The organism is Pelomonas sp. KK5 (assembly GCF_001984095.1).
Classification (GTDB): domain Bacteria; phylum Pseudomonadota; class Gammaproteobacteria; order Burkholderiales; family Burkholderiaceae_C; genus KK5.
Map to the genome: position 1 here is coordinate 1 of NZ_LYVQ01000008.1, position 24,128 is coordinate 24,128.

The 24,128-nt window shown below is 71.0% G+C and carries 18 protein-coding genes; 12 read left to right on the forward strand and 6 right to left on the reverse strand.

All coding sequences use genetic code 11. The annotated features are described in order from the left end of the window. Positions 1–44: 44 nt before the first annotated feature. The 8 genes from B0W88_RS02030 (at position 45) to B0W88_RS02065 (ending at position 11,187) form a co-directional block, all read left to right on the forward strand. Positions 45–2,051, forward strand: a complete 2,007-nt coding sequence (locus B0W88_RS02030) for a M3 family metallopeptidase (RefSeq protein WP_198937743.1) — start codon at positions 45–47, stop codon at positions 2,049–2,051. A gap of 78 nt (positions 2,052–2,129) precedes the next feature. Further along, a complete protein-coding gene (locus B0W88_RS02035) occupies positions 2,130–2,705 on the forward strand; it encodes an RNA polymerase sigma factor (RefSeq protein ID WP_077032983.1) in 576 nt (191 codons plus the stop codon). Further along, positions 2,702–3,706: a FecR domain-containing protein gene (locus tag B0W88_RS02040; RefSeq protein ID WP_077032984.1), complete on the forward strand. Its 1,005-nt coding sequence runs from the start codon at positions 2,702–2,704 to the stop codon at positions 3,704–3,706. Before B0W88_RS02035 ends, B0W88_RS02040 begins: the two co-directional genes overlap by 4 nt. Positions 3,707–3,840: 134 nt before the next feature. Then, positions 3,841–6,156, forward strand: coding sequence for a TonB-dependent receptor (locus tag B0W88_RS02045; RefSeq protein WP_077032985.1), 2,316 nt, complete (start codon positions 3,841–3,843; stop codon positions 6,154–6,156). 18 nt (positions 6,157–6,174) lie between these two features. Then, positions 6,175–7,875 (forward strand): ABC transporter ATP-binding protein/permease, encoded by a 1,701-nt coding sequence (locus B0W88_RS02050; protein WP_083748508.1) that lies wholly within the window; start codon positions 6,175–6,177, stop codon positions 7,873–7,875. A 39-nt stretch (positions 7,876–7,914) separates the two neighbouring features. Beyond that, complete coding sequence (locus B0W88_RS02055) at positions 7,915–8,244, forward strand: co-chaperone YbbN (protein ID WP_077032986.1); 330 nt, start codon at positions 7,915–7,917, stop codon at positions 8,242–8,244. A gap of 16 nt (positions 8,245–8,260) precedes the next feature. Further along, complete coding sequence (locus B0W88_RS02060; RefSeq protein ID WP_144006544.1) at positions 8,261–9,124, forward strand: hypothetical protein; 864 nt, start codon at positions 8,261–8,263, stop codon at positions 9,122–9,124. An 11-nt stretch (positions 9,125–9,135) separates the two neighbouring features. Next, positions 9,136–11,187, forward strand: coding sequence for a prolyl oligopeptidase family protein (locus B0W88_RS02065; RefSeq protein WP_077032988.1), 2,052 nt, complete (start codon positions 9,136–9,138; stop codon positions 11,185–11,187). Here the strand turns inward: B0W88_RS02065 and B0W88_RS02070 are convergent. Then, a complete protein-coding gene (locus tag B0W88_RS02070; RefSeq protein WP_077032989.1) occupies positions 11,184–12,128 on the reverse strand; it encodes a DUF72 domain-containing protein in 945 nt (314 codons plus the stop codon). The two genes, B0W88_RS02065 and B0W88_RS02070, sit on opposite strands and share 4 nt — an antisense overlap. Before the next feature lie 50 nt (positions 12,129–12,178). On the opposite strand from B0W88_RS02070, the gene B0W88_RS02075 reads away from it, so the two are divergent. After that, positions 12,179–14,233, forward strand: a complete 2,055-nt coding sequence (locus B0W88_RS02075) for an ATP-dependent helicase (RefSeq protein WP_369973836.1) — start codon at positions 12,179–12,181, stop codon at positions 14,231–14,233. A 1-nt stretch (position 14,234) separates the two neighbouring features. Here the strand turns inward: B0W88_RS02075 and B0W88_RS02080 are convergent, their stop codons facing one another. Further along, positions 14,235–14,705: an Lrp/AsnC family transcriptional regulator gene (locus tag B0W88_RS02080; RefSeq protein WP_077032991.1), complete on the reverse strand. Its 471-nt coding sequence runs from the start codon at positions 14,703–14,705 to the stop codon at positions 14,235–14,237. Positions 14,706–15,160: 455 nt separating this feature from the next. On the opposite strand from B0W88_RS02080, the gene B0W88_RS02085 reads away from it, so the two are divergent. The 3 genes from B0W88_RS02085 (at position 15,161) to B0W88_RS02095 (ending at position 18,158) form a co-directional block, all read left to right on the forward strand. Beyond that, positions 15,161–16,549 (forward strand): CHASE3 domain-containing protein, encoded by a 1,389-nt coding sequence (locus tag B0W88_RS02085; protein ID WP_158080778.1) that lies wholly within the window; start codon positions 15,161–15,163, stop codon positions 16,547–16,549. After that, positions 16,546–17,181 carry a response regulator transcription factor gene (locus B0W88_RS02090; protein WP_077032993.1) on the forward strand — a complete coding sequence of 212 codons (636 nt, stop codon included), beginning with the start codon at positions 16,546–16,548 and terminating at the stop codon, positions 17,179–17,181. The genes B0W88_RS02085 and B0W88_RS02090 overlap by 4 nt, the downstream gene beginning before the upstream one ends. A 137-nt stretch (positions 17,182–17,318) precedes the next feature. Continuing rightward, positions 17,319–18,158, forward strand: a complete 840-nt coding sequence (locus B0W88_RS02095) for a diguanylate cyclase domain-containing protein (RefSeq protein ID WP_077032994.1) — start codon at positions 17,319–17,321, stop codon at positions 18,156–18,158. 71 nt (positions 18,159–18,229) lie between these two features. Here B0W88_RS02095 and B0W88_RS02100 read toward each other — a convergent pair whose 3' ends face one another. The 4 genes from B0W88_RS02100 to glgX form a co-directional block, all read right to left on the reverse strand. Beyond that, the gene (locus B0W88_RS02100; RefSeq protein ID WP_077032995.1) at positions 18,230–19,078 is read right to left on the reverse strand and encodes a diguanylate cyclase; all 849 of its coding nucleotides are present in this window, start codon (positions 19,076–19,078) and stop codon (positions 18,230–18,232) included. A 123-nt stretch (positions 19,079–19,201) separates the two neighbouring features. After that, positions 19,202–21,364, reverse strand: a complete 2,163-nt coding sequence (locus B0W88_RS02105; protein ID WP_077032996.1) for a GAF domain-containing protein — start codon at positions 21,362–21,364, stop codon at positions 19,202–19,204. After that, positions 21,361–21,948 (reverse strand): biliverdin-producing heme oxygenase, encoded by a 588-nt coding sequence (locus B0W88_RS02110; RefSeq protein WP_077032997.1) that lies wholly within the window; start codon positions 21,946–21,948, stop codon positions 21,361–21,363. Before B0W88_RS02110 ends, B0W88_RS02105 begins: the two co-directional genes overlap by 4 nt. A gap of 51 nt (positions 21,949–21,999) precedes the next feature. After that, a complete protein-coding gene (gene glgX / locus B0W88_RS02115) occupies positions 22,000–24,084 on the reverse strand; it encodes a glycogen debranching protein GlgX (protein ID WP_077032998.1) in 2,085 nt (694 codons plus the stop codon). Between the last annotated feature and the right edge of the window lie 44 nt (positions 24,085–24,128).

The following is a 24,128-nucleotide window of genomic DNA, read 5'->3' on the forward strand; positions in this document are numbered from 1 at the left end:
GCGCTGGACGCGCAGCGCTTCCTCGAACAGCAGGGCGCCTGAACATGGACGACAAGAACCCCTTGCTCGCGTCGGACAGCGGGCTGCCCGCCTTCGATGCGATCCGCCCCGATCACATCGGGCCCGCGATCGACGAGCTCGTGTCGCGCTGCGAACAGGCGCTGGCCCGCCTCGCCGCGCCGGGCTTCCCGCCCGACTTCCGCCAGCTCGGCGAGACGCTGGACCCGCCGCTGCAGGCGCTGGCCTTCGCCTGGGACACGGTGCAGCACCTGCAGGGCGTGCTCGACACGCCGGCGCTGCGCAGTGCCATCGCGGCGGCGCAGCCGCGGGTCACCGGCCTGTACGCACGGCTGTCCAGCGACTCGCAGCTGTTCGCGCTGCTGCGCGGCGCCGAGGGCGGCGAAGCGCTCCTGCCTGCCGAGCGCCAGGCCCTGTCCAACAGCCTGCGCTCGCTGCGCCTGGGCGGCGCCGAGCTCGACGCCGCCGGCCAGGCCCGCTTCAAGGCCAGCGTGCAGCGCTCGGCCGTGCTCTCCCGCGAGTTCGCCAACCATGTCCAGGACGCCACGGACGCCTTCGTCCTCCACGTCGATGCCGCCGATCTGGACGGCCTGCCTCAGGACGTGCTGGACCGCCTCGCCGCCGACGGCCGCTATCGCCTGACCTTGCAACAACCCTGCCTCGGCCCGGTGCTGCAGTACGCCCGCAAGCGCGCGCTGCGCGAGACCCTCTACCGCGCCAACGTCACCCGCGCCAGCGAGCTGGGCCCGGCCGCGCTGGACAACGGCCCGGTCATCGCCGAGATCCTCGCGCTGCGCCACGAACGCGCCGCGCTGCTCGGCCTGCCGCATCACGCCGCCACCTCGCTGGCCAGCAAGATGGCCGAGGACGCTGCGCAGGTCGAAACCTTCCTGCTCGACCTGGCCCGCCGCGCGCGGCCGATGGCCGAGCAGGAACTGGCCGAGCTGCGCGCCTTCGCCGCCGAGCGGCTGGGCATCGACGATCTGCAGCCCTGGGACCTCGCCTACGCCGCCGAGCAGTTGCGCCGCGAGCGCCATGCCTTCAGCGAGCAGGAACTGACGCCGTACTTCCCGCTGGAGCGCGTGCTCGACGGGCTGTTCCGCCTGTCGGAATCGCTGTTCGACATCACGATCACCGCCGACGACAGCGCCACCGCCGCCTGGCACCCTAGCGTGCGCGGCTGGCGCATCGAGACACGCGCCGGCGCGCTGCTGGGCCGCTTCCTGCTCGACCCCTTCGCCCGCGCAGCCAAGCGCGGTGGCGCCTGGATGAACGGCGCCCAGGCCCGCTGGCGCCGGCCCGATGGCTCGCTGCGCACCGCGCTGGCCTACCTGGTGACCAACTCGGCCGCGCCTGTCGAGGGCCGGCGGGCGCTGCTGCGCCACGGCGAGGTCGTGACGCTGTTCCACGAGTTCGGCCACGGCCTGCATCACCTGCTGTCCACCGTCGAGGTGCCGGGCGTGGCCGGCATCTCCGGCGTCGAGTGGGATGCGGTCGAGCTGCCCAGCCAGTGGATGGAGAACTTCGCCTGGCAGTGGGAGACGCTGCAGCGGATCTCCGCCCACGCGGACACCGGCGAAGCGCTGCCGCGCGAGCTGTTCGAGCGGATGACGGCCGCCCGTAACTTCCAGAATGGACTGACCCTGCTGCGCCAGGTCGAGTTCTCGCTGTTCGACATCCGCCTGCATGCCGACCCGGCCCGCGCCGGCGCAGCGCAGTCGGTGATGGACGAGGTGCGGGCCGAGGTCTCGCTGCTGGCGCCGCCCGGCTACAACCGCTTCCAGAACGCCTTCTCGCACATCTGGGCCGGCGGCTACGCGGCGGGGTACTACAGTTACCTGTGGGCGGAAGTCCTGGCCTGCGATGCCTGGGAGACCTTCGAGGCCCAGGGCGTCGAAGCCGGCCGCCGCTGGCGCGAACAGGTGCTGGAGGTCGGCGGCAGCCGGCCGATGGCCGACAGCGTGCGGGCCTTCCTCGGCCGCGCGCCGGCGATCGATGCCCTGTTGCGCCAGCGAGGCCTGGCACCCGCCTGAACGGGAAGGCGCTTACGGGTTTTTTCCGGCTCGTTCGTCTCTTCCGGGACGATGCTTGATCTTTCCCCGAAGGCTCCCATGCCCGATCCGCAGGCGCTCGATGACTGGTTCATCGCCGAGGTGCTCCCGCAGGAGCCGGCGTTGATGCGCCTGCTCGGCCGCCACTGGCGGCATTCCGATGAACTGACCGACCTGCGTCAGGACGTGTACGTGCGCGTCTACGAGGCGGCCCGCGCCAGCGGCCTGCCCGAGAACCCGCGCAGCTTCCTGTTCGCGGTCGCCCGCAACCTGATCATCGACCGCGTCCGCCGCCTGCAGGTGGTGGACATCGAGCTGGTCGCCGAGCCCGACGCGCTCGGTGCGCTGAGCGACGACATCGGCCCGGACCGCGTCGCCGACTCGCGCCGCGAGCTGCGCCGCCTTCAGCAGGCGCTGGAGGCGCTGCCGCCGCGCTGCCGCGAGGTGGTGACGCTGCGCAAGATCGAGGGTCTGTCGCAGAAGGAGATCGCGGAGAAGCTCGGCATCGCGCTGGGCACCGTGGAGAAGCAGGTCACGCTGGGCATCCGCGCGCTGGCGCAGAGCCTGGGCGGGCCGGCCAAGGAACTGGCACAGGCGTGGACACAAAAACGCCGCCGCAGGGAGACCGAACGATGAGCACGAGGCACCTGGAGATCGAGGCGCAGGCCGCTGCCTGGCTGGCCCGGCAGGACGCCGACACGCTGCCGCCCGAGGCGCAGCAGGAATTCGAGGCCTGGCTGGCCGCCGACCTGGCCCATCGCGTGGCCTGGCTGCGGCTGCGCCAGGGCTGGCAGCGGGCCGACGGCATGGAGGCGCTGCGGGGCGCCGCTGCCGGGCGGCCACGTGCGTGGCGAGAGCGCCTGCGCCGCTGGGGCTGGGCGCTGCAGGACCTGGCGGCACCACGGCCCGCCTGGGGCCTGGCGGGCGGTGCCGCGGCGCTGGCGCTCGTGGCCATCGTCGGCGTGCAGCAATGGCGTGCGCAGCAGGCGCCGAGCGCCCGGCCCACCAGCTATGTCGCCGAGCTCGGCAGCCGCCAGATGGTGGCGCTGGAAGACGGCACGCGGCTGACGCTCAACACGCGATCGAAGGTGCGCGTCGCCGTCACGCGCAGCGAGCGCCGCGTCTGGGTCGACCAGGGCGAGGTGTTCTTCGACGTGGCCAAGGACCCGGAGCACCCCTTCGTCGTCATCGCCGGCGACAAGCGCATCACCGTGCTCGGCACCAAGTTCTCGGTCTACCGCAAGGGCGAGCAGACGCAGGTCACCGTGCTGGAGGGGCGCGTGCGCGTCGAGTCGCCCGAGGGCCCGCCGGACGCCTCGGCCGTGATGCTGCACGGACAGGTCGCCGTGGCCGACAAGGACTCGATGCTGGTGGTCCAGCGCAGCGACCGCGAGGTCGAGAACCGGCTGGCCTGGCGCAGCGGCCGGCTGGTCTTCGAGCGGCAGTCGCTGGCCGAGATCGCGGCCGAGTTCAACCGCTACAACCGGCGGCAACTGGTGGTGCAGGGCGAGGCCGCGCGGCTGGAGCTCGGCGGCAGCTTCGACCCCAACAACCTGCAGGGTTTCATCGAGCTGCTGAGCACCGGCTTCGGCATCAAGGCGAGCTACGAAAACGAGCAGATCGTCCTTCGCAATTGAGAAAAGTCCCGCTCGGTGTTTTCCCTCGCCGGCGAAAAATCATTACGGGACCATGACAGCCCACCCGTCCTGGAACAGTACCAGCGGCTTGCTGGCATCGAGGATGAGGAGTGGACATGACGACAGGAAAGAGGATGTTGACGAAGCTCGCGATCGCCTGTTCCGGCGCCTTGCTGAGCCTGGCGGCACAGGCGGCGCCGCGCGCGTTCAACATCCCGGCAGGTGATCTGAAGGCGGCGATCGAGGCCTATGTGGCGCAGTGCGATTGCCAGCTGGTCTACAAGGTCGATGACCTCAAGGGCCACGCCAGCAAGGGCGTGCAGGGCTCGTTCGAGGCCGATGCGGCGCTGGACAAGCTGCTCGAAGGCAGCGGCCTGAAGATCCTGCGCAGCCCCAACGGCGTCGTGCTGGTGGCGGGTGCCCACCATGTCTTCACGGACGAGGAACTACAGCGCCTGGACGTGGTGCTGGTGCGCGGCCAGAACCTGCACCTGGGCGACCTGGCGCGCACCGGCACGCGCATGGACATCGATCCGATGGAGCTGCCGCAGTCGGTCACCTCGGTCTCGCAGGATGTGCTGGCCCACCAGCAGGCCAAGAGCCTGCGCGACGCGCTGAGCAACTTCGCCGGCATCAGCGACCAGACCGGTCAGGGCTCCTACGCGATGCGCGGCTTCTACGCGGCCATCGCGCGCAACGGCGACGTGCAGAGCTCCGCGCAATCGTTCGACGCGCCGCTGATGACGATCTCCCGCGTGGAGGTGGTCAAGGGCCCGGACGCGATTGTCGCGGGCCTGTCGGCCGGCTACGGCGGCGTGATCAACGTGATCAGCAAGACACCCGAGCCGCGCAAGATCCTGGAGGTGGCGAGTTCCATCGGCAGCCGCGGCTACTACGACGTCGGCGTCGACGCCAACACGCCGGTGACCGAGGACAAGAGCCTGCTGGTGCGGCTCGTCGCCGACAAGCAGGGCGCCGGCACCACCTGGGACGGCCTGCCCGGCGCCTCGAAGAAATACCTCGGCCCCTCGGCCACCTGGCGCAGCAAGGCGCTGGGCGCGGAGCTGACGCTGTCCTACGAATACCAGTCCGGCAACGAGCCGCCGCGGCTGCAGGTCTTCACCGACACCGACCGCCTGCCGTCCGACGCGCCGCCGCTGCACATCCCGCCGGACCGGCAGTTCGCCGACCAGACCTCGAAGATCATGACCATCGGCGGCAAGAAGAAGCTGTTCGACCGCTGGTCGGTGGACTTCAAGTACTCGGACAACCACCAGACCTTCAACACCGTCGTCGCCGCGGCCTACCTGGGCAGCCTGTTCGGCCTGTCGGACCAGCAGGTGCTGTCCACCACCTCGGCGGTGGACGGCACGGCGCGCACCAAGACCGGCAAGCTGGAACTCAACGGCGAGTTCGAGACCGGTCCCGTCGAGCACAAGGTGTTGCTGGCCTATGACGACATGCGCCAGATCTACGACTTCTACGGGTCCACGCTGTCCCTGTACACGGTGGACATCGCCAGCGGCAAGGCCACCGATGCCAGCGCCACGCTGGGCCCGATGCTGGGCTACCGCACGCTGCCCGGCAAGCGCTCCGGCTCCGACTCGATCTCCTACGAGAAGGGCCTGCTCGCGCTGGACCATTTCGTCATCGGCAACTGGGCCGGCAATATCGGCCTGCGCCGCATCCACTACGAGCCGGACGTGGCCAAGAAGGGCCGCACCTTCGACGCGACGCTGCCCTCGCTGGGCCTGGTCTACCGCTGGTCGCCGACGCTGTCGCTGTACGGCAGCGGCGCCAAGGGCTTCTCGTCGAACTCGGGCATGTTCCAGTTCGACGGCACGCAGGTGCAGCCGCAGGACGCGGTGCAGACCGAGGTCGGCTTCAAGGCCCTGTTCGCGCAGAGCACGATCGCGCTGACCGGCGCGCTGTTCAGCATCGACCAGCACAACGTCGCGGTGACCGACCCGCAGCACAAGAGCGGCTGCGTCAACGGCTCCTGCTACATCAGCGTGTCGGGCGTGAAGTCCACCGGCACCGACATCGAACTCTCCGGCCAGCTGACCCGCCATCTCGACCTGCGCGTGGGCTATGCCTACGTGGACAAGAAGGTCTCGGCCAGCAAGAGCGCCGGCATCTACTACGCCCACAACACCGGCAACCTCTGGGCCACCTGGCGCTTCGACGGCGAACCCAACCGCGGCGCCTGGGCCGCGCTGGGCCTGATGGGCCGCGGCAAGCGCAACGACGACGGCTTCAGCGCCGCCAATCCCGGCAACCTGCGCGTGGACATGAACGCGGGCTACGACGCGAAGCAGTGGTCGCTGGTCGGCGGGGTCAAGAACGCCTTCGGCCGCAGCCTCTACACGGTCGAGTCGGGCTTCTTCGGCACCGGCTACCTGCAGCAGCAGCGCGAGTTCTATTTCACCGGCCGCTACAGCTTCTATTGATCGATCGGCGCCCTCACCATGCAGCAGATGAAACTCCCGCCGCGCGAAGTCAAGCGGCTGTTCTTCCCCTACTGGTCGCTGCGCAACAGGCAGGCCATCGTGGTGCTGGTGATCCTGGTGGCGGTGCTGCTCAGCGGCAGCGCCTTCAACGCCTGGATCACCCACTTCACGCGCGACTCGTACAACGCCATCGAGAAGCGCGACTTCGCGCTGTTCAAGGTGGCGGTCACGCAGTCGATGATGGCCTTCGCGCTGTCGGCGGCGCTGTTCACCTTCGACACCTGGCTCAAGCAGTGGGTGGAGTTCAACTGGCGCAAATCTCTGACCGACGTCTTCGCCAGTCGCTGGCTGGCGGGCAACACCTTCTACCGGCTGGAGCGCCAGCAGCGCACCGACAACCCGGACCAGCGCATCGCCGAGGACGTGCGCCTGTTCACCGAGCAGACCGTGGGCCTGGGCTTCTCCTTCATCACCAACCTGGGCCTGCTCTCCAGCTTCGGCTACCTGCTGTGGACGGTGGCGGGCTCGGTGACGATAGCCGGCGTGACGATCCACGGCTACATGTTCTGGGTCGCGATCGGCTTCGGGCTGTCGAACACCGGCATCACGCACTGGGCCGGCCGCAGGCTGTCGACGATCCGCATGAACCAGCAGCGCGTGGAGGGCGATTTCCGCTTCGCGCTCTCGCAGCAGCGCGAGTACGCCGAGCAGATCGCCTTCTACGACGGCGGCCCGGTCGAGCTGGGCCGGCTGCGCCACCTGTTCAGCCACATCGCGGCGAACTGGGGCCAGGTCATGCGCCAGACGCTGAAGCTCAACTTCGTGCACCTGAACGTCAACTCGTATTCGAGCCTGGTGCCCATCCTGGTGATCTCGCCCAAGCTGTTCAGCGGCGAGCTGACGCTGGGCGAGATGATGCAGAACAACATGGCCTACGGCGCCACGGTGATGGCCGTCTCCTGGTTCGCCAACTCGTATGGCTCGCTGGTGAGCTGGTCCGCGATCACGCGCCGCCTGATCGGCCTGAACGCGGCGCTGGACGAGCAGGAGCAGCGCGGCATCGCCCTGGCCGAGGCGAAGCAGCCGGTGCTCAAGGCCCGCGAGCTGCAGATGGCGCTGCCCGACGGCGCGCCGCTGGCCGACATCGGCGCACTGCGCTTCGAGCCGGGCGGCCGCTGGCTGATCAAGGGCGCGTCCGGCGCCGGCAAGAGCACGCTGCTGCGCACGCTGGCCGGCCTGTGGCCCTACGGCCGCGGCAGCGTTGAGCTGCCGCCGCGCGGCTCGATGATGTTCGTTCCGCAGAAGAGCTACATCCCGGCGGGCACGCTGAAGGAAGCGCTCTGCTATCCGAAGTCGGTGGACCAGTTCAGCGACGAGGCCTGCCGCCGCGCGCTGGTGGCCTGCCGGCTGCCGCAACTGGTGGGCGAACTGCACGACAGCGCGCGCTGGGCGCACCGCCTCTCCGGCGGCGAGCAGCAGCGCCTGGCCTTCGCCCGCGTGCTGCTGGCGCGGCCCGGCTTCATCTTCCTGGACGAGGCCACCAGCGCGCTCGACAACCCGACCGAGGCCGCGCTCTACACGGCGCTGGGCGAGCAGCTCGGCGAGGCGGCGGTCATCAGCGTCGCGCACCGCGCCACGCTGGAGAAGTACCACGACCAGGCGCTCGAGCTGGCGCAGGGCCGCGCCGCGACGCGGCCGCTGGCCGCCTCCGCCTGCTGATTGATTGATTGATTTCCTCCCTTTCGACAAGGACTCCTCATGGCATCCGCCCTCATCACATCCGTTGACCACCAGAACTTCGACGCCGAGGTCGTCCAGTCCGACCTGCCGGTGCTGATCGACTTCTGGGCGCCCTGGTGCGGCCCCTGCATCGCACTGAACCCGACGATCGACGCCGTGGCCGCCCTGTACGAAGGCCGCGTCAAGGTGGTCAAGGCCAACCTCGACGAATCGAAGGAACTGGCCGACCGCTTCGGCGTGCGCGGCATCCCGGCGCTGTTCCTGCTGAAGCAGGGCGAGGTGCTGCAGGGCATCCATGCGCAGACGAAGACGCGCATCTGCGTCGAGTTGGACAAGCACCTTGCTTGAGATGGAGAACGTGTCGATGGAATCCCGGGATCTCAAGCAGCAGCGCATCGAGCGCCTGCGCGGCCTGATCGCCGCCGGCGCGGCCAAGCCCTCGCCGAAGCTGGCGTGGAACGGCGAGAACGGTTCGCTGAGCGGCGCCCTGGCGCAGGACAAGGACGCGGCGCGCTTCGCCGAGCTGACCGGCCTGCCGCTGGAACTGTCGCAATGGGCCGAGCTGCTGGACGGCGCCGTCGGCCGCCAGGCCGCCGCCGAATTCGCCGCCGCGCAGGGCCTGGACGGCTTCTACCTGCGCTGGCTCGGCGCGCTGCGGCCCGGAGCCGATCTCGGGCCGGTGATGCCGGAGATCATCGGCCGGCAGCTCGCCGAGCTGGCCGAGTGGCCCGAACTGCCGCCCGACGCAGCCGTTCGCCGCTTGAGCCGCGACCTGGCGCTGCTGTGGCAGCGCGCGCTGGGCGGCGACGTGGCGGACGCCGATGAATGGCGAACGCGACGCAAGGAGGCGGTGGGTCTCTCCGATTCGTTGGACGACGCCTTCGCCGCCTCGCTGGCCGAGATCCTTTCTTCCGTCGCCTGGCCGCCTGCGCAGCTGGAGGGCGAAGCCCTGGCTGCGCTGCAGAAGCTGCTGTCGCTGCGACAGACCTTGGCGACGCTGCCCGGCATGAATGCCGTTCAGCAGGCGGCGGCGCGTGAATCGGCCGAGCAGCCGCGGCGCTTCCGCCGCGCCGCCGAGGCACCGGGCTTCGACATGATGGCCTGGTACCTGAACCAGCCCAAGCCCGAGCCGGCGCCCGGGCTGGAAGAACCGGTTGACCAGGCCGCCAGCCTCGCGCTGCTCGCCGCGGCCTGCCGCCAGGTGCTGGCGCTGAGCGCCCTGCGCTGAGGTAACGATGCATGCAGACTGACCACGACGACGACCTGCTCTGGCTGGAGAACATCGACGGCGAGGCCGCGATGGACTGGGTGCGCGCGCAGAACGCGCTGACCACGGCCCGGCTCGAAGCCGCGCCTTCGTTCGCCCCGATGCGCGAGCGCATCGCCGCCGCGCTGACCTCGCCCGATCGCATCCCGGGCATCCAGCGCCGGGGCGCCTTCTTCTACAACTTCTGGCGCGACGCGGCCCATCCGCGCGGCCTGCTGCGCCGCACGACGCTGGACGAGTACCGCAAGGCCACGCCCGCCTGGGAGCCGGTCTTCGACCTCGATGCGCTGGCGGCCGCCGAGGGCGAGAACTGGGTGCTGGGCGGCTTCGTCTGGCTGGAGCCGGCCTATGAGCGCGTGCTGGTGAAGCTCTCGCGCGGCGGCGCCGACGCAACGACGGTGCGGGAGTTCGACATCCCCTCGCGCGCCTTCGTGTCGACGGACGCCTTCGCGCTGCCCGAGGCCAAGTGCGGCCTGAGCTGGGTGGATGCCGACATGCTGCTCGTGTGGACCGACTTCGGTCCCGGCTCGCTGACCGAGTCCGGCTACCCGCGCCAGGTGCGGCGCTGGCGTCGCGGCACGCCGCTGGCGGCGGCCGAGCTGGTGTTCGAGGCCGAGCGCAGCGATATCCGCGTCAGCGCCGCGCGCGACCGCACGCCGGGCTTCGAGCGCACGATGATCCAGTGCCAGACCGACTTCTTCCACCATCGCAGCTACCTGCTGGTGGACGGCCGGCCGCAGCTGCTGGACAAGCCGGCCGACGCCGGCCTGGGCTTCTGGCGCGACTGGGCGATGCTCTCGCTGCGCAGCGAATGGACGGTGGCAGGCAAGACCTGGCCCCCGGGCAGCGTGCTGCTGTGTCCGGCCGCCTCATACCTGCGCGGCGAGCGTGACCGATTCCAGCCAGTGTTCCTCCCCGAGGACGGGCGCACGCTGGCCAGCATGTCGATGACGGCCAGCACCATGCTGCTGGTCACGCAGCGGCAGGGGAGCTGCGAGCTGGAGATGTGGCGCTGCGACGCGGCCGGCCGCTGGCAGGGCAGCACGGCGCCGGTGCCGGGCCTGGGCACCCTGAGCGTGGGCGCGCTGCACGATCCGCTGATCGCGGACGATCCGCTGGCCGAGGCTTACCTCCAGGTCTTCTCGGGCCCGCTGACGCCCGAGACGCTGAGCCTGTGCGACGCATCGACCGGCCGCTGCGAGGCGCTGAAGACGCTGCCGCCGGCCTTCGACGCCACCGGCCTGGTGGCGGAGCAGGGCGAGGCGACCAGCCGCGACGGCACGAAAGTGCCCTACTTCATCGTCCACCGCGGCGACCTGAAGCGCGACGGCTCGAACCCGACGCTGCTCTACGGCTACGGCGGCTTCCAGGTCTCGCAGCGGCCCGGCTACTCGGCCACGCAGGGCATCGCCTGGACGGAGAGGGGCGGCGTCTTCGTCGTCGCGGCGATCCGCGGCGGCGGCGAGCAGGGGCCGCTGTGGCACCAGGCGGCGTTGCGCGAACACCGGCAACGGGCCTTCGACGACTTCATCGCCGTCGCCGAGCACCTGGTAGAGACGGGCATCACCTCGCCGGCGCACCTGGGCATCCGCGGCGAGAGCAACGGCGGCCTGCTGGTCAGCGCGGTGATGGTGCAGCGGCCGGAGCTGTTCAACGCCGTGCTGAGCTTCGTCCCGCTGACGGACATGCGCCGCTACCACCGGCTGCTGGCCGGCGCGAGCTGGATGGCCGAGTACGGCAACCCGGACGAGCCGGCCGACTGGGCCTTTCTCTCGCGCTACAGCCCCTACCAGAACCTCAAGCCCGAGGTCCGCTACCCGCCGGTGTTCTTCCTGACCAGCACGCGCGACGACCGGGTCCACCCGGGCCATGCGCGCAAGATGGCGGCGCGGATGCAGGCCCTGGGCCAGCAGGTGGCCTACTTCGAGAACGTGGAAGGCGGCCATGGCGGCGCGGCCGATGCGGCGCAGCGCGCGCGCCTCGAAGCGCTCGGCTATGCCTTCCTCTGGGAGCGTCTCGCCTAAGCCGCTGCCCGCTGGGCGCCCGGGGTGACGAGGTTCGCCCCGAGCTCCGCAAACAGCTTCATCAGCGTGCGGCCGTTGCGCTGCGCCTGGTCCTCGGCGTTGTTGTTCAGGACGACCTGCAGGTCCAGGCCCGGCCGGTCCAGTTCGATGATGCGGTGGGCCAGGCCTTCCAGTTCGGCGTCGTCGTAGTCGTAGTCGAAACGGGCCGAGGACGAGACGGCGCCGCTGATGTTCCAGCTGCCGGCATTGCGCCCGTGCAGGCGCACCAGCGCGTGGCCCTCGGTGCTGGTCTGCCAGACGGCGGGCACGCTGTTGGTGAAGCCCTGGGGCTCGTCGACGATCGTGTGGACCACGCCCAGCGAGCGCTGGAAGGCGAGGGTGTCGGCCGCGTGGGCCTCGTCCAGCCAGCTGCGATTGCGGAACTCGACGCCCAGCCGGCAGCCGGCCATGCGCTCGGCGCACAGCGCCACATGGGCCTGGCCGGCCCGGTTGCGCACCAGCCAGGGCGGGAACTGGAAGTGCACCAGGCCCAGCAGCCCCGCTTCGCGCAGCGGCCGCAGCGCCTGCTCGAAGCGCTGCCAGAGCGCCTCCAGCAACTCGGCCGGCAGCTCGCGGTAGTAGATGACGGCCTTGGTCTTCAGCGCCGGGGGCAGGGCGTCGCGCAGGTCGGCCGGCAGCACGGCGGGGGAGGTCTGGTGGTTGGTGAACAGGCGGAAGGCCTTGACGTTCATCGTGAAGCCGGCCGGCACCTGCAGGGCCCATTGACGAACCGTGTCTTCTGCGGGGATGCCGTAGAAGCTGGTGTCCACCTCGACCAGCGGGAACTGCGTGGCGTAGTAGCGCAGGCGCTGGGCCGGGGTCTTCGCCTGGGGCGGGTAGAAGCGGCCGGTGTCGATCAGGGTCTTGGCCGCCCAGGAGGCGGTGCCGATGCGGATGCTCATCGAACACTCCGTGGAAATAACTGGATATGCGTACAGTATATGATTCGCGCATGTCCGGCAATGACCCCTTCGAGGACCTGAATGCGCAGCAGCGCGAGGCGGTCGATCACCAGCTCGGCCCCTTGCTGGTGATCGCGGGCGCCGGCTCGGGCAAGACCAAGACGCTGGCCGCGCGCGTCGTGCGCCTGGTGCTGGACGGCGCGGACCCGAACCGCATCCTTCTGCTCACCTTCTCGCGCCGCGCGGCGGCCGAGATGCAGCAGCGCGTCGGCCGCGCGCTGCACCGGGCGCTGGGCTACGGTGCCACGCAGGCGCCGCCGCAGCTGCCCTGGGCCGGCACCTTCCACGGCGTCGGCGCGCGCCTGCTGCGCGAATACGCGGAGCGCATCGGCCTGGCGCCCAACTTCACGATCCTCGATCGCGCCGACGCCGAGGACCTGATGGGCCTGCAGCGCCAGGCGCTGGGCCTGGCCGAGTCCGAGAAGCAGCAGCGCTTTCCGCTCAAGGCCAGCTGCCTGTCCATCTACTCGCGCGTGGTCAACAGCCAGGCGCGGCTGGACCAGGTGCTGCAGCAGTTCTACCCCTGGTGCTTCGGCTGCCTGGACGGGCTGAAGCAGCTGTTCGGTGCCTATGCCGAGGCCAAGCTGCAGCAGCAGGTGCTGGACTACGACGACCTGCTGCTCTACTGGGTCCACATGATGGCCGAGCCGGTGCTGGCCGCCGAGCTGGGCGAGCGCTTCCAGCATGTGCTGGTCGACGAATACCAGGACACCAACCGGCTGCAGGCGTCCATCCTGCTGGCGCTGAAGCCGCAGGGGCAGCGGCTGACCGTGGTCGGCGATGACGCCCAAGCGATCTACTCCTTCCGCGCCGCCGAGGTGCGCAACATCCTGGACTTCCCCGCGCAGTTCCAGCCGCCCGCGCGCATCGTCACGCTGGAGCAGAACTACCGCTCCACCCAGCCCATCCTCGAAGCCTCGAATGCCGTCATCGCGCTGGCCCGCCAGCGCCATGCCAAGCAGCTCTGGTCCGACAGGGCAGCCAGCGAGCGCGCCCGCCTGGTGGTGCTGCAGGACGAGGCCGCCCAGGCCGCCTGGGTCGCCGACGAGGTGCTGCGCCGCCGCGAGGAGGGCCTGCGGCTGATCCACCAGGCCGTGCTGTTCCGCACCGCCAGCCACAGCGCGCCGCTGGAGCTGGAGCTGACCCGCCGCAACATCCCCTTCCGCAAGTACGGCGGGCTCAAGTTCCTCGAGAGCACCCATGTGAAGGACCTGCTGGGCGTGCTGCGCTGGGCGCAGAACCCGCGCAACCGGCTCTCGGCGTTCCGCGTGGCGCAGCTGCTGCCGGGCTTCGGGCCGGCCAGCGCGCGGCGCCTGCTCGATGCGATGGAAGGCGCCGTCGATCCCTGGCTGGCGCTGCGCGAGTTCACGCCGCCGCCGGCCGCGGCGATCGAGTGGCAGGCGCTGCGCCAGCTGATGCTGGCACTGGCCGCCGGCAGCGCCTGGCCTGGCGACCTGGAACGCGCGCTGGACTGGTACCAGCCGCAGCTCGAACGCCTGCACCCGGACGACGCGACGGTGCGCCTGGCCGACCTGGAGCAGCTGCTGCGCATCGCCCAGGGCTTCGGCGACCGCGAGCGCTTCCTCACCGAGCTGACGCTGGACCCGCCCAATGCCAGCAGCGACGAATCCGGCGTGCCGCACCTGGACGAGGACTACCTGATCCTCTCGACGATCCACTCCGCCAAGGGCCAGGAATGGACCTCGGTCCATGTGCTCAACGTGGTCGACGGCTGCATGCCCTCGGACATGGCCACCGGCCAGGAGGCCGACATCGAGGAGGAGCGCCGCCTGCTCTACGTCGCCATGACCCGCGCGAAGCAACACCTGGCCCTGATCGCGCCGCAGCGCTTCTATGTGCGCCAGCAGCGGCGCCATGGCGACGTGCACGTCTACGCCACGCTGAGCCGCTTCATCCCCGGCAAGGTGGCGCGGCTGTTCGAGCAGGTGGGGGCGGCGCCGCGCGGGCCGGTGCCCGCGGCGGATGCAGCGCCCGCCGCGCCGGCCATCGACGTGGCGGCGCGGGTCCGCAGCCTGTGGTCTTGAGTCAGGCCGCCGCCAGCCGCCCGTCGGTGGCCACCTGGCGCAGCACGAAGCTGCTGTGCACGCCGCTGACGCCCGGGATGCGCGTCAGGTGGCCCAGCAGCAGCGACTGGTAGTGGTCCATGTCGCGCACGACCACCTTGAGCTGGTAGTCGGCGCTCTGGCCGGTGATCAGCAGGCACTCGACCACCTCGGGCAGCGTCGCGATCACCGCCTCGAATCCGGCGAAGCGCTCCGGCGTGTGCTGGTCCATCGAGATCGAGACCAGCGCGGTCAGCGTCAGGCCCAGCTTGCGCGCATCGACGACGGCCCGGTAGCCGGTGATCAGCCCGGCCTCCTCCAGCGCCCTCACGCGGCGCAGGCAAGGCGAGGGCGAGAGGCCGATGCGGTCGGCCAGTTCCTGGTTGTTGATGCGGCCTTCGCGCTGCAGGATGTCGAGAATCTGCCGGTCGAACTTGTCGATGACGGGTGCCATATCGTTGATTTCGCTGATGTTGGCAGATTATTGCGCAGGAATCGGAAATCGAGGCAACTGCGCAATCCGCTGCCGCACGGGGCTCCCTACACTTTCATCCATCGACTGACCAAGTCACTCCAGGCAGGCCACCAGCCCGCCGCCAGCAGCCCCAGGCGCCGCAACAGGCCCTGGGGTTTTCGCTTTCCTGGCCGATCGGCAGCAAGACCTGCCCCCGCGGGCTCCGTCAACATAACGAGTTATTCACACAGCATTGCGCTTGCAATTTGACAGCCCGGGCCTTAGCCTGTCCCGGTCGCCCAGCCGGACCGAGATGTCGGCGAGCGGCCCCGCTAAGGGAGGTGTGGTCCGTACGCGCAGCCTGTCATCGATGCGCGAGCCGCTGTCACGCGGCCGGTCCATGAACGTCGACTTGCTTGCTGTACAAGATGCGCAGGTCATGGATTCCATTGCTGTTGCTGCTGGCCGTATTCCTTGCCTTCGTGGGCACGGCGGTGGGTGCCGCGCAAAGCCTTGACGACCTGGTGCGGCGCGACGCACAGCGCAGCAGCGCCCTGCGCACGCAGACCGACCTGCAACGCCTGCTCACGCTGCTGGTCGACATCGAGACCGGCGTGCGCGGCTTCATCATCACCGGCCAGCGGCCCTTCCTGCAGCCCTACGAGGCGGCGCGGCACGACCTCGACCAGACCTATGGCGACGTGCGCAAGCGCCTGGTGGAGGTGGGCACCAGCGAGGCCCAGCTGCAGCGGCTGGACGGCTTCCTGGAGGAGCGGCTGGCCCAGGTCGAGAGCAATATCGCGCGGCGCGAGCGCGAGGGCCCGGTCGTGATGCGCGATCTCGCCAGCTATGCCGACGGCAAGCGGCTGATGGACCAGCTGCGCTACGAGATCGAGGAGCTGCAGCGCGTGCAGCAGTGGCGCATCGCCGAGGCCGACCAGGCCACCCGCGCGGTGCAGCAGCACACCCTGGAGCTGACCCGGCTGCTGCCCGGCGTGGGCCTGCTCGCGCTGGTGCTGGCGCTGGTGGCGCTGACCCGCGAACAGCGCCGGCGCGACCGCGCCGAGACCGCGCTGCGGGAGGCCAATGCCAACCTCGAGCGCCTGGTGGGCGAGCGCACCTCGGCGCTGAGCCGGGCGCTGGGGCGCATCCAGGGTTTCGCGGTGGAGCTGGACCGTGGCGTCGAGGAGGAGCGGCGGCGCCTGGCGCGCGAGGTGCACGACCAGATCGGCCAGGTCGGCACCGCGATGAAGATGCTGGTGGTCGCGCTGCGCAACAAGCTCAAGCCCAAGGTCGAGCCGCTGGTGGACGAACTGCAGGGCATGGCGGACGAGACCATCCGCGTGGCGCGCCATATCGCCGCCGCGTTGCGGCCGCCGCTGCTGGACGAGCTGGGCCTGGAGGCCGCCACCGAGCACTACCTGCAGCAGCTGGGCCGCCAGTCCGGCCTGGCCACCCGGCTGGGCCTGCCCGATGCGGGCCTGCTCACGCCCGAGCAGGCGAGCCAGCTCTTCCGCATCATCCAGGAGGCCTGCACCAACGTGCTGCGCCATGCCCAGGCCCGCACGCTGACGATCGAGGGCGAGCCGGTCGAGGTGGACGGGCGCGAGGGCTTCCGCCTGGACATCATCGACGACGGCCGCGGCCCGGGCGACACCCGCGCCGACGCCTCCGGCCTGCGCAATATGCGCGAGCGCGCGGCGCTGGCCGACGGAAGCTTCGAGTTCGGCCCGGCGCCGGGGCGCGGCACCCGCGTGCGCGTCTGGCTGCCGCTGGCCGGGCAACACGACAACAACGACCACAACGACAACAGGAAGGCGGCGCCCGCGCCGGCGAGCCCATGAGACTGCTGCTGGTCGACGACCATCCGCTGATGCGCGTCGGCGTCAGCCACCTGGTACGCGAGGAATGGCCGGACATCGCCATCGACGAGGCCGACACCATCGCCGCCGCGCTGGCCCGCATCGCCGCCCACAAGCCGGACCTGGTCGTGCTCGACCTCTCGCTGCCCGATGCCAGCGGGCTGGAGGGCGCCAGCCGCGTGCTGCGCGCGCTGCCCGGCGTGCCGCTGCTGGTGCTGAGCCTCAACGCCGAGGCCGCCTATGCGGCGCGGCTGATGCAGATGGGCGCCGCCGGCTACCTGCCCAAGGACCGCGCCGCCGACGAGCTGCGCACCGCGCTGCGCCGGCTGCACCAGGGCGGGCGCTACGTCACCGCCTCGATGGCGGACCACCTGCTGGGCCTGCTCAGCGGCAAGGCGCCGGAGAGCCTGCCGCACGAGCAGCTCTCCGCGCAGGAGTACCGCGTGATGCTGCTGATGGCCTCGGGCGCCACGCCGGCGCAGATCGCCGAGACCATGCACCTGTCGGTGAAGACGGTGGGCAGCTACCGCGCGCGCATCTTCGAGAAGGCCGGCTGGAAGAACAACACCGAGCTGACCAAGTACTGCGTCCAGCACGGCCTCACCACGCTGTAGGCACGCTGTAGGTAAAACACCTGCACGCGAATGCGGGAACCCCGCACCCGGCCTTCCAGCATCGCCCGCTGCAGCGCGGACGCCGGCCTTGGGACCATGCGGACAGTTGGAAACAAAGACTGTCCGGAGAAGTGGTCATGAAGGTATTTCTGGTCGAGGACTCGGTGTCCATCCGCCGCCTGGTCGTGAGAAGGCTCGAGGCCATCGAGGGGCTGCACCTGGTCGGCGAGGCCGCCACGGAGGCCCATGCGCTGGCGCTGGTGCCCTGGGCGGAGCCCGAGGTGGTGCTGCTCGATCTCTCGCTGGCCGACGGGGGCTCCGGCCTGCGCGTGCTGCCGGTGCTGCGCAGCAGCGGCTTCACCGGCCACATCGCGGTGCTGACCAGCCAGGACGGCGACCTGCTGCGCCGGCGCTGCCTCGAACTGGGGGCCGATGCCTTCTACGACAAGGGCAGTGGCCTGGAGACCCTGTTCGACGATCTGGCGGAGAGGGCGACGCGCACCCGCGGCGCGGACGACCTGCCGTTCTGGCCGCTGCGCGACCGCCTGACCGGCCTGTTCGACGAGCAGGCCCTGCGCGAGCGCCTGGACCAGAGCATCCGCGCCGCCACCCGCGACGACCTCGGCCTGGCGGTCTATGTGCTGCGCCTGGAGGGGCTGGCGGAGCTGGGCGCGGGCCTGGCCGACCCGATGGCGCTCGAGCTGTCGCGCCGCCTGGGCGAGGCCTGCGGCGCGGCCGACATCGTGGCCCGCCTCCCGGGCGACCAGTACTGCGTCGTGCTGACCCGGCTGGACGAGCCGCGCGATGCCGGTGTGTTCGCGGCCCGGCTGCATGAGCTGATGAGCGAGCCCTTCATGCACGATCGCCGCGCGCTGAAGCCGGTGGTGAAGATCGGCATGGCCCGCTTCCCGACCGATGCCGTCTCGGCCAGCGGCCTGCTGACGCTGGCGGAGGCGGCGGCCTGCGGCGCTGTCTGAAACATCGGTCCCAAAGCGAAGAGGGCCCCCGCGGGGGCCCTTCTTCTTGCCGGGTTCCGGATCCGCTGGTGCTACATCGCTGCGAAGGCGCGGGCCTGGGCCAGCTGCACCGGCTCGCGGGTCGGCACCTGGTCGATGGCGAACAGCGCCAGGCCCAGCTCCACCTTGAGCGCCGAGCCGCGGTCGTCGGTGGACAGCGGCTCACCCATCGCCGCGGCGATCTGCCGCGCGCGCTCGGCCGCGGCCATGCTGGCGTCGAAGACCGGCATCACCAGGCTGAACTGCGAGCCCGAGCGGCGCACCACCACGTCGGCCAGGTCGGCCTCCTGGCCACCGGCCTGGCGCAGCCGCTCCACCAGCATGTGGGCCATCAGCTCCGCATGCACCGCAGGCAGGCTGCGGGTGGACACCAGGCGCAGCACGAAGACGGCCAGCTTGATGTCCGGCCGCAGCTCGCTGCTGGCGCACTGGGCCAGGCGACGGCACAGGCCCGACTGGTTGTGCAGCGCGGCCAGGCCGTCGCGCAGCAGCGCGGTCGGCTCGGTGGCATGGCCGCGGGCCGGGGCCGCGACGTCGAACAGGCGCGCGATGTCGATCTCGCCGGCCTTGTCCATGAAGGCATCGGCGCCAGCCGCCAGGCAGTCCACGCGGCTCACCTGCGGCTGGGCCTTGGCGTCGAGCAGCACGACGATGCGGCCGGCGAAGCCGCCGCGGCGCAAGGCCTCGATCAGGTGCAGGCCGGAGCCTTCGATCAGCGGCAGGGCCAGCAGGATCAGGTCCGGCGCGGTCCAGCCGATCAGCGCCATTGCCTCGGTCTCGCCGCCGGCCTCGCCGACCAGGCGCAGGCCTGGCCTGCCGCGCAGCTGGCGCACCAGCCGGCGTCGGCTCGTCGCGCACCCCTCAACCAGAAAGACCTTCATTGTTCCGCTCCCGCAGCTCCGATTCGCATGCATGGCATGTTGGCAAGGCGGCCCCCGGCCGCACAGCGGGCTTTGACGGCAGCACCGGTGCAGCAATGCCGGCAGCGCGTGTAGGGAACTTGCCTACACCTGCGGCAGCGGCAGCTCCAGCTCGAAGATCACCTCCCCGTTGCGCGCCTCGTAGCGCACCGAGCCGCCCTGCGCGGCGGCGATCTGGTGGACGATGTACAGGCCCAGGCCCATGCTGCCCGGGTTGCGCGCGTTGCGGTGCTCCAGCGAGCTGCGCTTGAAGGGATCGAACAGGCCCTCGACGAGCTCCTGCGCAATCGGCTCCGCCGGGTTGGCGACGCGCAGGTGCACCCGCTCGTCGCCGACCCGCGCGAGCTCGATGCGGATGCGGCCCTTGCCGTGGTGCCGGGCGTTGCTGAGCAGGTTGGCGGCCATCTGCACATAACGCTGCGGGTCGACGGTGACCGGCAGGGCCTCGGGCAGGGTGGCGTCGAGCTGCATGTCGGGGTAGGCCGCGCGCTGGTCGCGCAGCAGCTGGCCCAGCAGGGCGGCCAGGTCGGTGGCCTCGGGCTCGATGGACAGGCCCAGGCCGTTCTGGATGCGGGTGATGTCCTGCAGGTCGCGCAGCAGGCGCTGCATGCGATTGGTGGAGGTGCGGATCACGGTGCTGATGCGCTCGGCGGCGTGCTGGCGGTCCAGCGCGAAGGAGGCCACCGAGAGCGTGTGCAGCGGGTCGCGCAGGTCATGGCCCAGCACGGCCCACAGCTGCGAGCGCAGCCGGTCCAGCTCCAGCACCCGGCCCGCATGGGCGCGGCTGACCGCGTCCAGCAGCAGCGCGGCCGACTCCAGCTGGGTGGCGCTCCAGGGCACGGCGGTGCCGCGCACCGTCTCGCGCCACTCGTCGAAGGAGCCGCGCGGCGTCAGGCGCGGGCCCAGCGGGCCGTGGGCGATCACCTTCTCGGGCTTGCCGCCCCAGCGGATGGTCTGGATCTGCTCGGGCCGCAGCGCCACCAGCCAGCCGCGGCGCGGGCCGTCGAATCGCAGGCCCAGCGCACCGCACCAGCGGGCCGGCTCCGGCTGCAGCGGCAGTTCGGACTCGAGCTCGATGTGCACCAGCGCCCGCTCGCGCTGCTGCAGCGTCTCGACCAGCGCGGCGGCCCAGTGCTCGTCCACGGGACCGTGACAGCGCAGCCGGCCGTCGATCGCCACCACCAGCGCCTCGCAATCCAGGCTGGCGCACAGCGGCGCGGCCTCGCGCGTCAGCACGTCGCCAGCCTCGTGGCCCTGGCCGATCTGGGCGCCGATCTCGCTGCGCAGCAGGGCGGCTTCCGCCATCGCCGCCTCGCGCTCGCGGGCCGCCAGGGTCTGCGCCTGCGCGGCCAGCAGCTGCGCGATCACGTCCGCCGCCATGCGGATCGGAAAGGGCACGCGCAGCGGCGCCATGTGGTGGCAGGCGAGCATGCCCCAGAGCCGCCCACCCACGACGATGGACATGCTCATCGAGGCGGCCACGCCCATGTTGCGCAGGTATTCGATGTGCACCGGCGAGACGCTGCGCAGCACGCTGTGGCTGAGGTCCAGCGGCGCCGTGCGGTCCGGCGCGGCCAGCAGGGGCACGGGCTGGTCGCCCACGTCGGCGATCAGGCGCAGCGTGTTCAGCAGGTACAGGCGGCGGGCCTGCGCCGGGATGTCGCTGGCCGGGTAGCGGCGGCCGAGATAGGACTCCAGGCTCGCGCGGCGCGCCTCGGCCACGATGTCCCCGCTGTCGTCGTGGCGGAAGCGGTAGGCCATCACCCGGTCGAAGCCGGTCAGCGCGCGCAGCTCGGCCACGGCGGTGTCCAGCAGGCGCTCGATCGAGGGCTGGTGCCGCAGCTTGTCCATGGCGCGGTAGGCCAGCTGCGCGAAGCGGCCGACGCCGTCGGCCTCGCGCAGCTCGAACTCGCACAGGCACAGGCCCTCGTGGGCGTGGATCACGAGGTCGAAGGGCCGGCCGGAGAGCACCAGCTCGCGCGAGTCCGGCATCGGCTCGCCGGCGGCCAGCGCGGCCAGCGCCTCGCGGATGGCGGGCCACGCCGGGCCTTCCGAACCGCCCAGGCCGCCGGGGCCGGGGATGGTGCCGGGCCGCAGCGCCAGGCCCAGCATCGCATTGGCATTGGCGCTCATCGCCACCAGGCTGCCGGTGCGGTCGAAGGCCAGCAGCGCCCCGTGCGGCTGGATCGAGCCGGGAATGTGGATGGGCTCGCTGGCGCAGGTGTCCAGCGTGGCCTGGTCGATCATGAACTCAGCCCCTCGAAGCGGTGCAGCAGCGCGCCGAAGGTGGCCTGGGCGGCCGCGCAGGCGGTGTAGCGCTCGCTGGTGCCGGCGCCGATCTCGGCCTGCGCCAGCTCGCGGAACTCGCGCCACATCGCGCCGGTGCGCTCGCCGAAGCCGTGGAAGTAGCTGGCCCCGGCGCCGGGCGCGAGGCCCAGCTCGCGGCGCAGCCATGGCGTGATCACCTGCCCGCCCAGCGCCGAGCCCTCCACCACGTACATGGAACCGAACAGCGCCGGCAGCGTGATGTCCGGATGCCAGGCCTCCTCGGCCGTGGCGGGTGGCGGCGCCGGCGCGGCGGCCTGCAGCCAGGCCAGGTCGTCGGCCGCGAAGCGGGCGCGCCGGCGCAGCCCGAACCAGGGGCGCAGCCGCACCGGCAGGGCGGACTGGACGTCCTGCTCCCAGCGGTGCAGGAAGGTGTGGAAGCCGCCGATGATGGCGGCGTACCGGTTCAGCGGCATGGGCGCATCCAGCGCCAGCAGACGCTCGATGCGCTCATGCTGAGGCTGCGTGGCCGCGCGCAGCTCGGCAAGGACGGAAGGGGGAGTCATGGATCGCGCAGGGTGTCCGACGGAACACCCCGGCAATCGGCATGCCCAGGGTCAGAGCGCGATGCCGGCGGCGGACAGCGCCGCGAAGCCCCGCGGCGGCAGCGAGATCTCGCTGTCGCCCTCGCGCCAGCGGCGGGTCTCCATTGCGTCGAAGCTGGCGGCCTCGATTTGCCAGACGCCACCGGGCAGCAGGAAGGGCGTCTCGCTCTGGCTGCCGTTGAACAGCAGCAGCAGCGGCGTGGCGGCGCGGCCGGGCTTGCCGATCAGGCAGCCGAGCGCAGGGTTGCCGGCCAGGCCCCAGTCGGAGATCTCCATCGGCCGGCCGTCGGCGCGCAGCCAGGACAGGTCGGGCAGGCCCAGGCGGTCGGGCACGCCGTCGTACCAGCGGTTGGCGAAGGGGAGCATCTGGCGGCGCAACGCCAGCAGCCTGGCGACGTAGGCGCTCAGCGATTCGTCGGCGCGCGACCAGTCGATCCAGTTGGTCTCGTTGTCCTGGCAGTAGGGGTTGTTGTTGCCGCCGGTGCCGTGGCCGAGCTCGTCACCGGCGGCCAGCATCGGCGTGCCCTGCGAGAGCAGCATGCTGGCCAGCAGCGCGCGCTTGACCCGGTCGCGCCTGGCCAGCACGGCGGCGTCCTTGCTGGGGCCTTCGGCGCCGAAGTTGGCGCTGTGGTTGTGGGCGTGGCCGTCGCGGTTGTGCTCGCCGTTGGCGTGGTTGTGGCGATGGCAGTAGCTGACCAGGTCCTGCAGCGTGAAGCCGTCGTGAGAGACCACGTAGTTCAGCGATTCGGCCGGCTGGCGGCCGCGCGGCTGGAACACCTCGGACGAGGCGCACAGGCGCTGCGCGAACTCCCCACGGGTGGCCTTGCCCTCGACCCAGAAGCTGCGCATCGTGTCGCGGAAGCGGTCGTTCCACTCCAGCCAGCCGTGCGGGAAGTTGCCCAGCTGGTAGCCGCCGGGGCCGATGTCCCAGGGCTCGGCGATCATCTTCAGCGTGGACAGCAGCGGGTCCTGCGCCAGCGCGGTGAAGAAGGCGGCGCGGGCGTCGAAGCCGTGGTCGCCCCGGCCCAGCGAGGTGGCGAGGTCGAAGCGGAAGCCGTCCACATGCATCTCGCCGGCCCAGAAGCGCAGGCTGTCCAGCACCAGCTGCATCACGCGCGGCTGGCGCAGGTCCAGCGTGTTGCCGCAGCCGGTGTCGTTCTCGTAGAGCGCCTTGGCCTCGGGCTGCAGGCGGTAGTAGCTGGCGTTGTCCAGGCCGCGGAAGGAGAGGGTCGGGCCGCGCTCGTCGCTCTCGGCGCTGTGGTTGAAGACGACGTCGAGGATCACCTCGATGCCGGCGGCGTGCAGGCGCTTGACCATCTCGCGGAACTCGTCCCGCGCGGGGCCTTCGCCCGATGCCAGGCGCGGGTCGGGGCAGAAGAAGCCGACGGTGTTGTAGCCCCAGTAGTTGCTCAGGCCCAGCTGGGCGAGCCGGTATTCGTCGATGCGCTGGTGGACCGGCAGCAGCTGCACGGCGGTGACGCCCAGGCGCTGCAGGTGGGCGATCGAGGCCTCGTGCGCGAGGCCGGCGTAGGTGCCGCGCAGGTTCTCGGGCACGGCGGGGTTCAGCTTGGAGAAGCCCTTGACGTGCATCTCGTAGATGACCGTCTCGGCCAGCGGGCGGTGCAGGTGCTGGTCACCTTCCCAGTCGAAGGCGCCGGGGAAGCCGTTCACGACGCGGGCCTTCAGCGCCCAGCGCGCGTTGTCGCTGGGGTCCATGTGGGCGGGGAAGTTCAGGTCGGCGCCGAAGTGCTCGTCGCGCCACTCGAAGGCGCCGACGATCTCGCGCGCATACGGGTCCAGCAGCAGCTTGTTGGGGTTGAAGCGGTGGCCGCGCTCGGGCCGCCAGGGGCCCTGCGCGCGCAGGCCGTAGACCAGGCCCGGGCCGGCCTCGGGCAGGTAGCCGTGCCAGATGTCGCGGCTGCGGCCGGGCAGCGGCGTGCGCGAGACTTCGCGGCCGTCGGCCTCGTCGAACAGGCAGAGGTCGATGCTGTAGGCATGGGCGGAGAACACGGCGAAGTTGACGCCGTGGCCGTCCCAGTGCGCGCCCAGCGGCCAGGGGCGGCCCTCGTCGAGTCTTGCTGTCGTTGTCGTCTGCATGGCTTCATTGAAGCATGCAACTTGCGAGCCAGCGCCGGGGCAAA

What these genes read in the sequence shown, in the direction of transcription:
- B0W88_RS02045 (WP_077032985.1), top strand. Translation starts at nt 3,841, where the DNA reads ATGTTGACGAAGCTCGCGATCGCCTGTTCCGGCGCCTTGCTGAGCCTG.
- B0W88_RS02105 (WP_077032996.1), bottom strand. Translation starts at nt 21,364, where the DNA reads ATGATCGACCAGGCCACGCTGGACACCTGCGCCAGCGAGCCCATCCAC.
- B0W88_RS02090 (WP_077032993.1), top strand. Translation starts at nt 16,546, where the DNA reads ATGAGACTGCTGCTGGTCGACGACCATCCGCTGATGCGCGTCGGCGTC.
- B0W88_RS02095 (WP_077032994.1), top strand. Translation starts at nt 17,319, where the DNA reads ATGAAGGTATTTCTGGTCGAGGACTCGGTGTCCATCCGCCGCCTGGTC.
- glgX (WP_077032998.1), bottom strand. Translation starts at nt 24,084, where the DNA reads ATGCAGACGACAACGACAGCAAGACTCGACGAGGGCCGCCCCTGGCCG.
- B0W88_RS02030 (WP_198937743.1), top strand. Translation starts at nt 45, where the DNA reads ATGGACGACAAGAACCCCTTGCTCGCGTCGGACAGCGGGCTGCCCGCC.
- B0W88_RS02050 (WP_083748508.1), top strand. Translation starts at nt 6,175, where the DNA reads ATGCAGCAGATGAAACTCCCGCCGCGCGAAGTCAAGCGGCTGTTCTTC.
- B0W88_RS02060 (WP_144006544.1), top strand. Translation starts at nt 8,261, where the DNA reads ATGGAATCCCGGGATCTCAAGCAGCAGCGCATCGAGCGCCTGCGCGGC.
- B0W88_RS02075 (WP_369973836.1), top strand. Translation starts at nt 12,179, where the DNA reads ATGTCCGGCAATGACCCCTTCGAGGACCTGAATGCGCAGCAGCGCGAG.
- B0W88_RS02040 (WP_077032984.1), top strand. Translation starts at nt 2,702, where the DNA reads ATGAGCACGAGGCACCTGGAGATCGAGGCGCAGGCCGCTGCCTGGCTG.
- B0W88_RS02080 (WP_077032991.1), bottom strand. Translation starts at nt 14,705, where the DNA reads ATGGCACCCGTCATCGACAAGTTCGACCGGCAGATTCTCGACATCCTG.
- B0W88_RS02065 (WP_077032988.1), top strand. Translation starts at nt 9,136, where the DNA reads ATGCAGACTGACCACGACGACGACCTGCTCTGGCTGGAGAACATCGAC.
- B0W88_RS02070 (WP_077032989.1), bottom strand. Translation starts at nt 12,128, where the DNA reads ATGAGCATCCGCATCGGCACCGCCTCCTGGGCGGCCAAGACCCTGATC.
- B0W88_RS02110 (WP_077032997.1), bottom strand. Translation starts at nt 21,948, where the DNA reads ATGACTCCCCCTTCCGTCCTTGCCGAGCTGCGCGCGGCCACGCAGCCT.
- B0W88_RS02035 (WP_077032983.1), top strand. Translation starts at nt 2,130, where the DNA reads ATGCCCGATCCGCAGGCGCTCGATGACTGGTTCATCGCCGAGGTGCTC.
- B0W88_RS02100 (WP_077032995.1), bottom strand. Translation starts at nt 19,078, where the DNA reads ATGAAGGTCTTTCTGGTTGAGGGGTGCGCGACGAGCCGACGCCGGCTG.
- B0W88_RS02055 (WP_077032986.1), top strand. Translation starts at nt 7,915, where the DNA reads ATGGCATCCGCCCTCATCACATCCGTTGACCACCAGAACTTCGACGCC.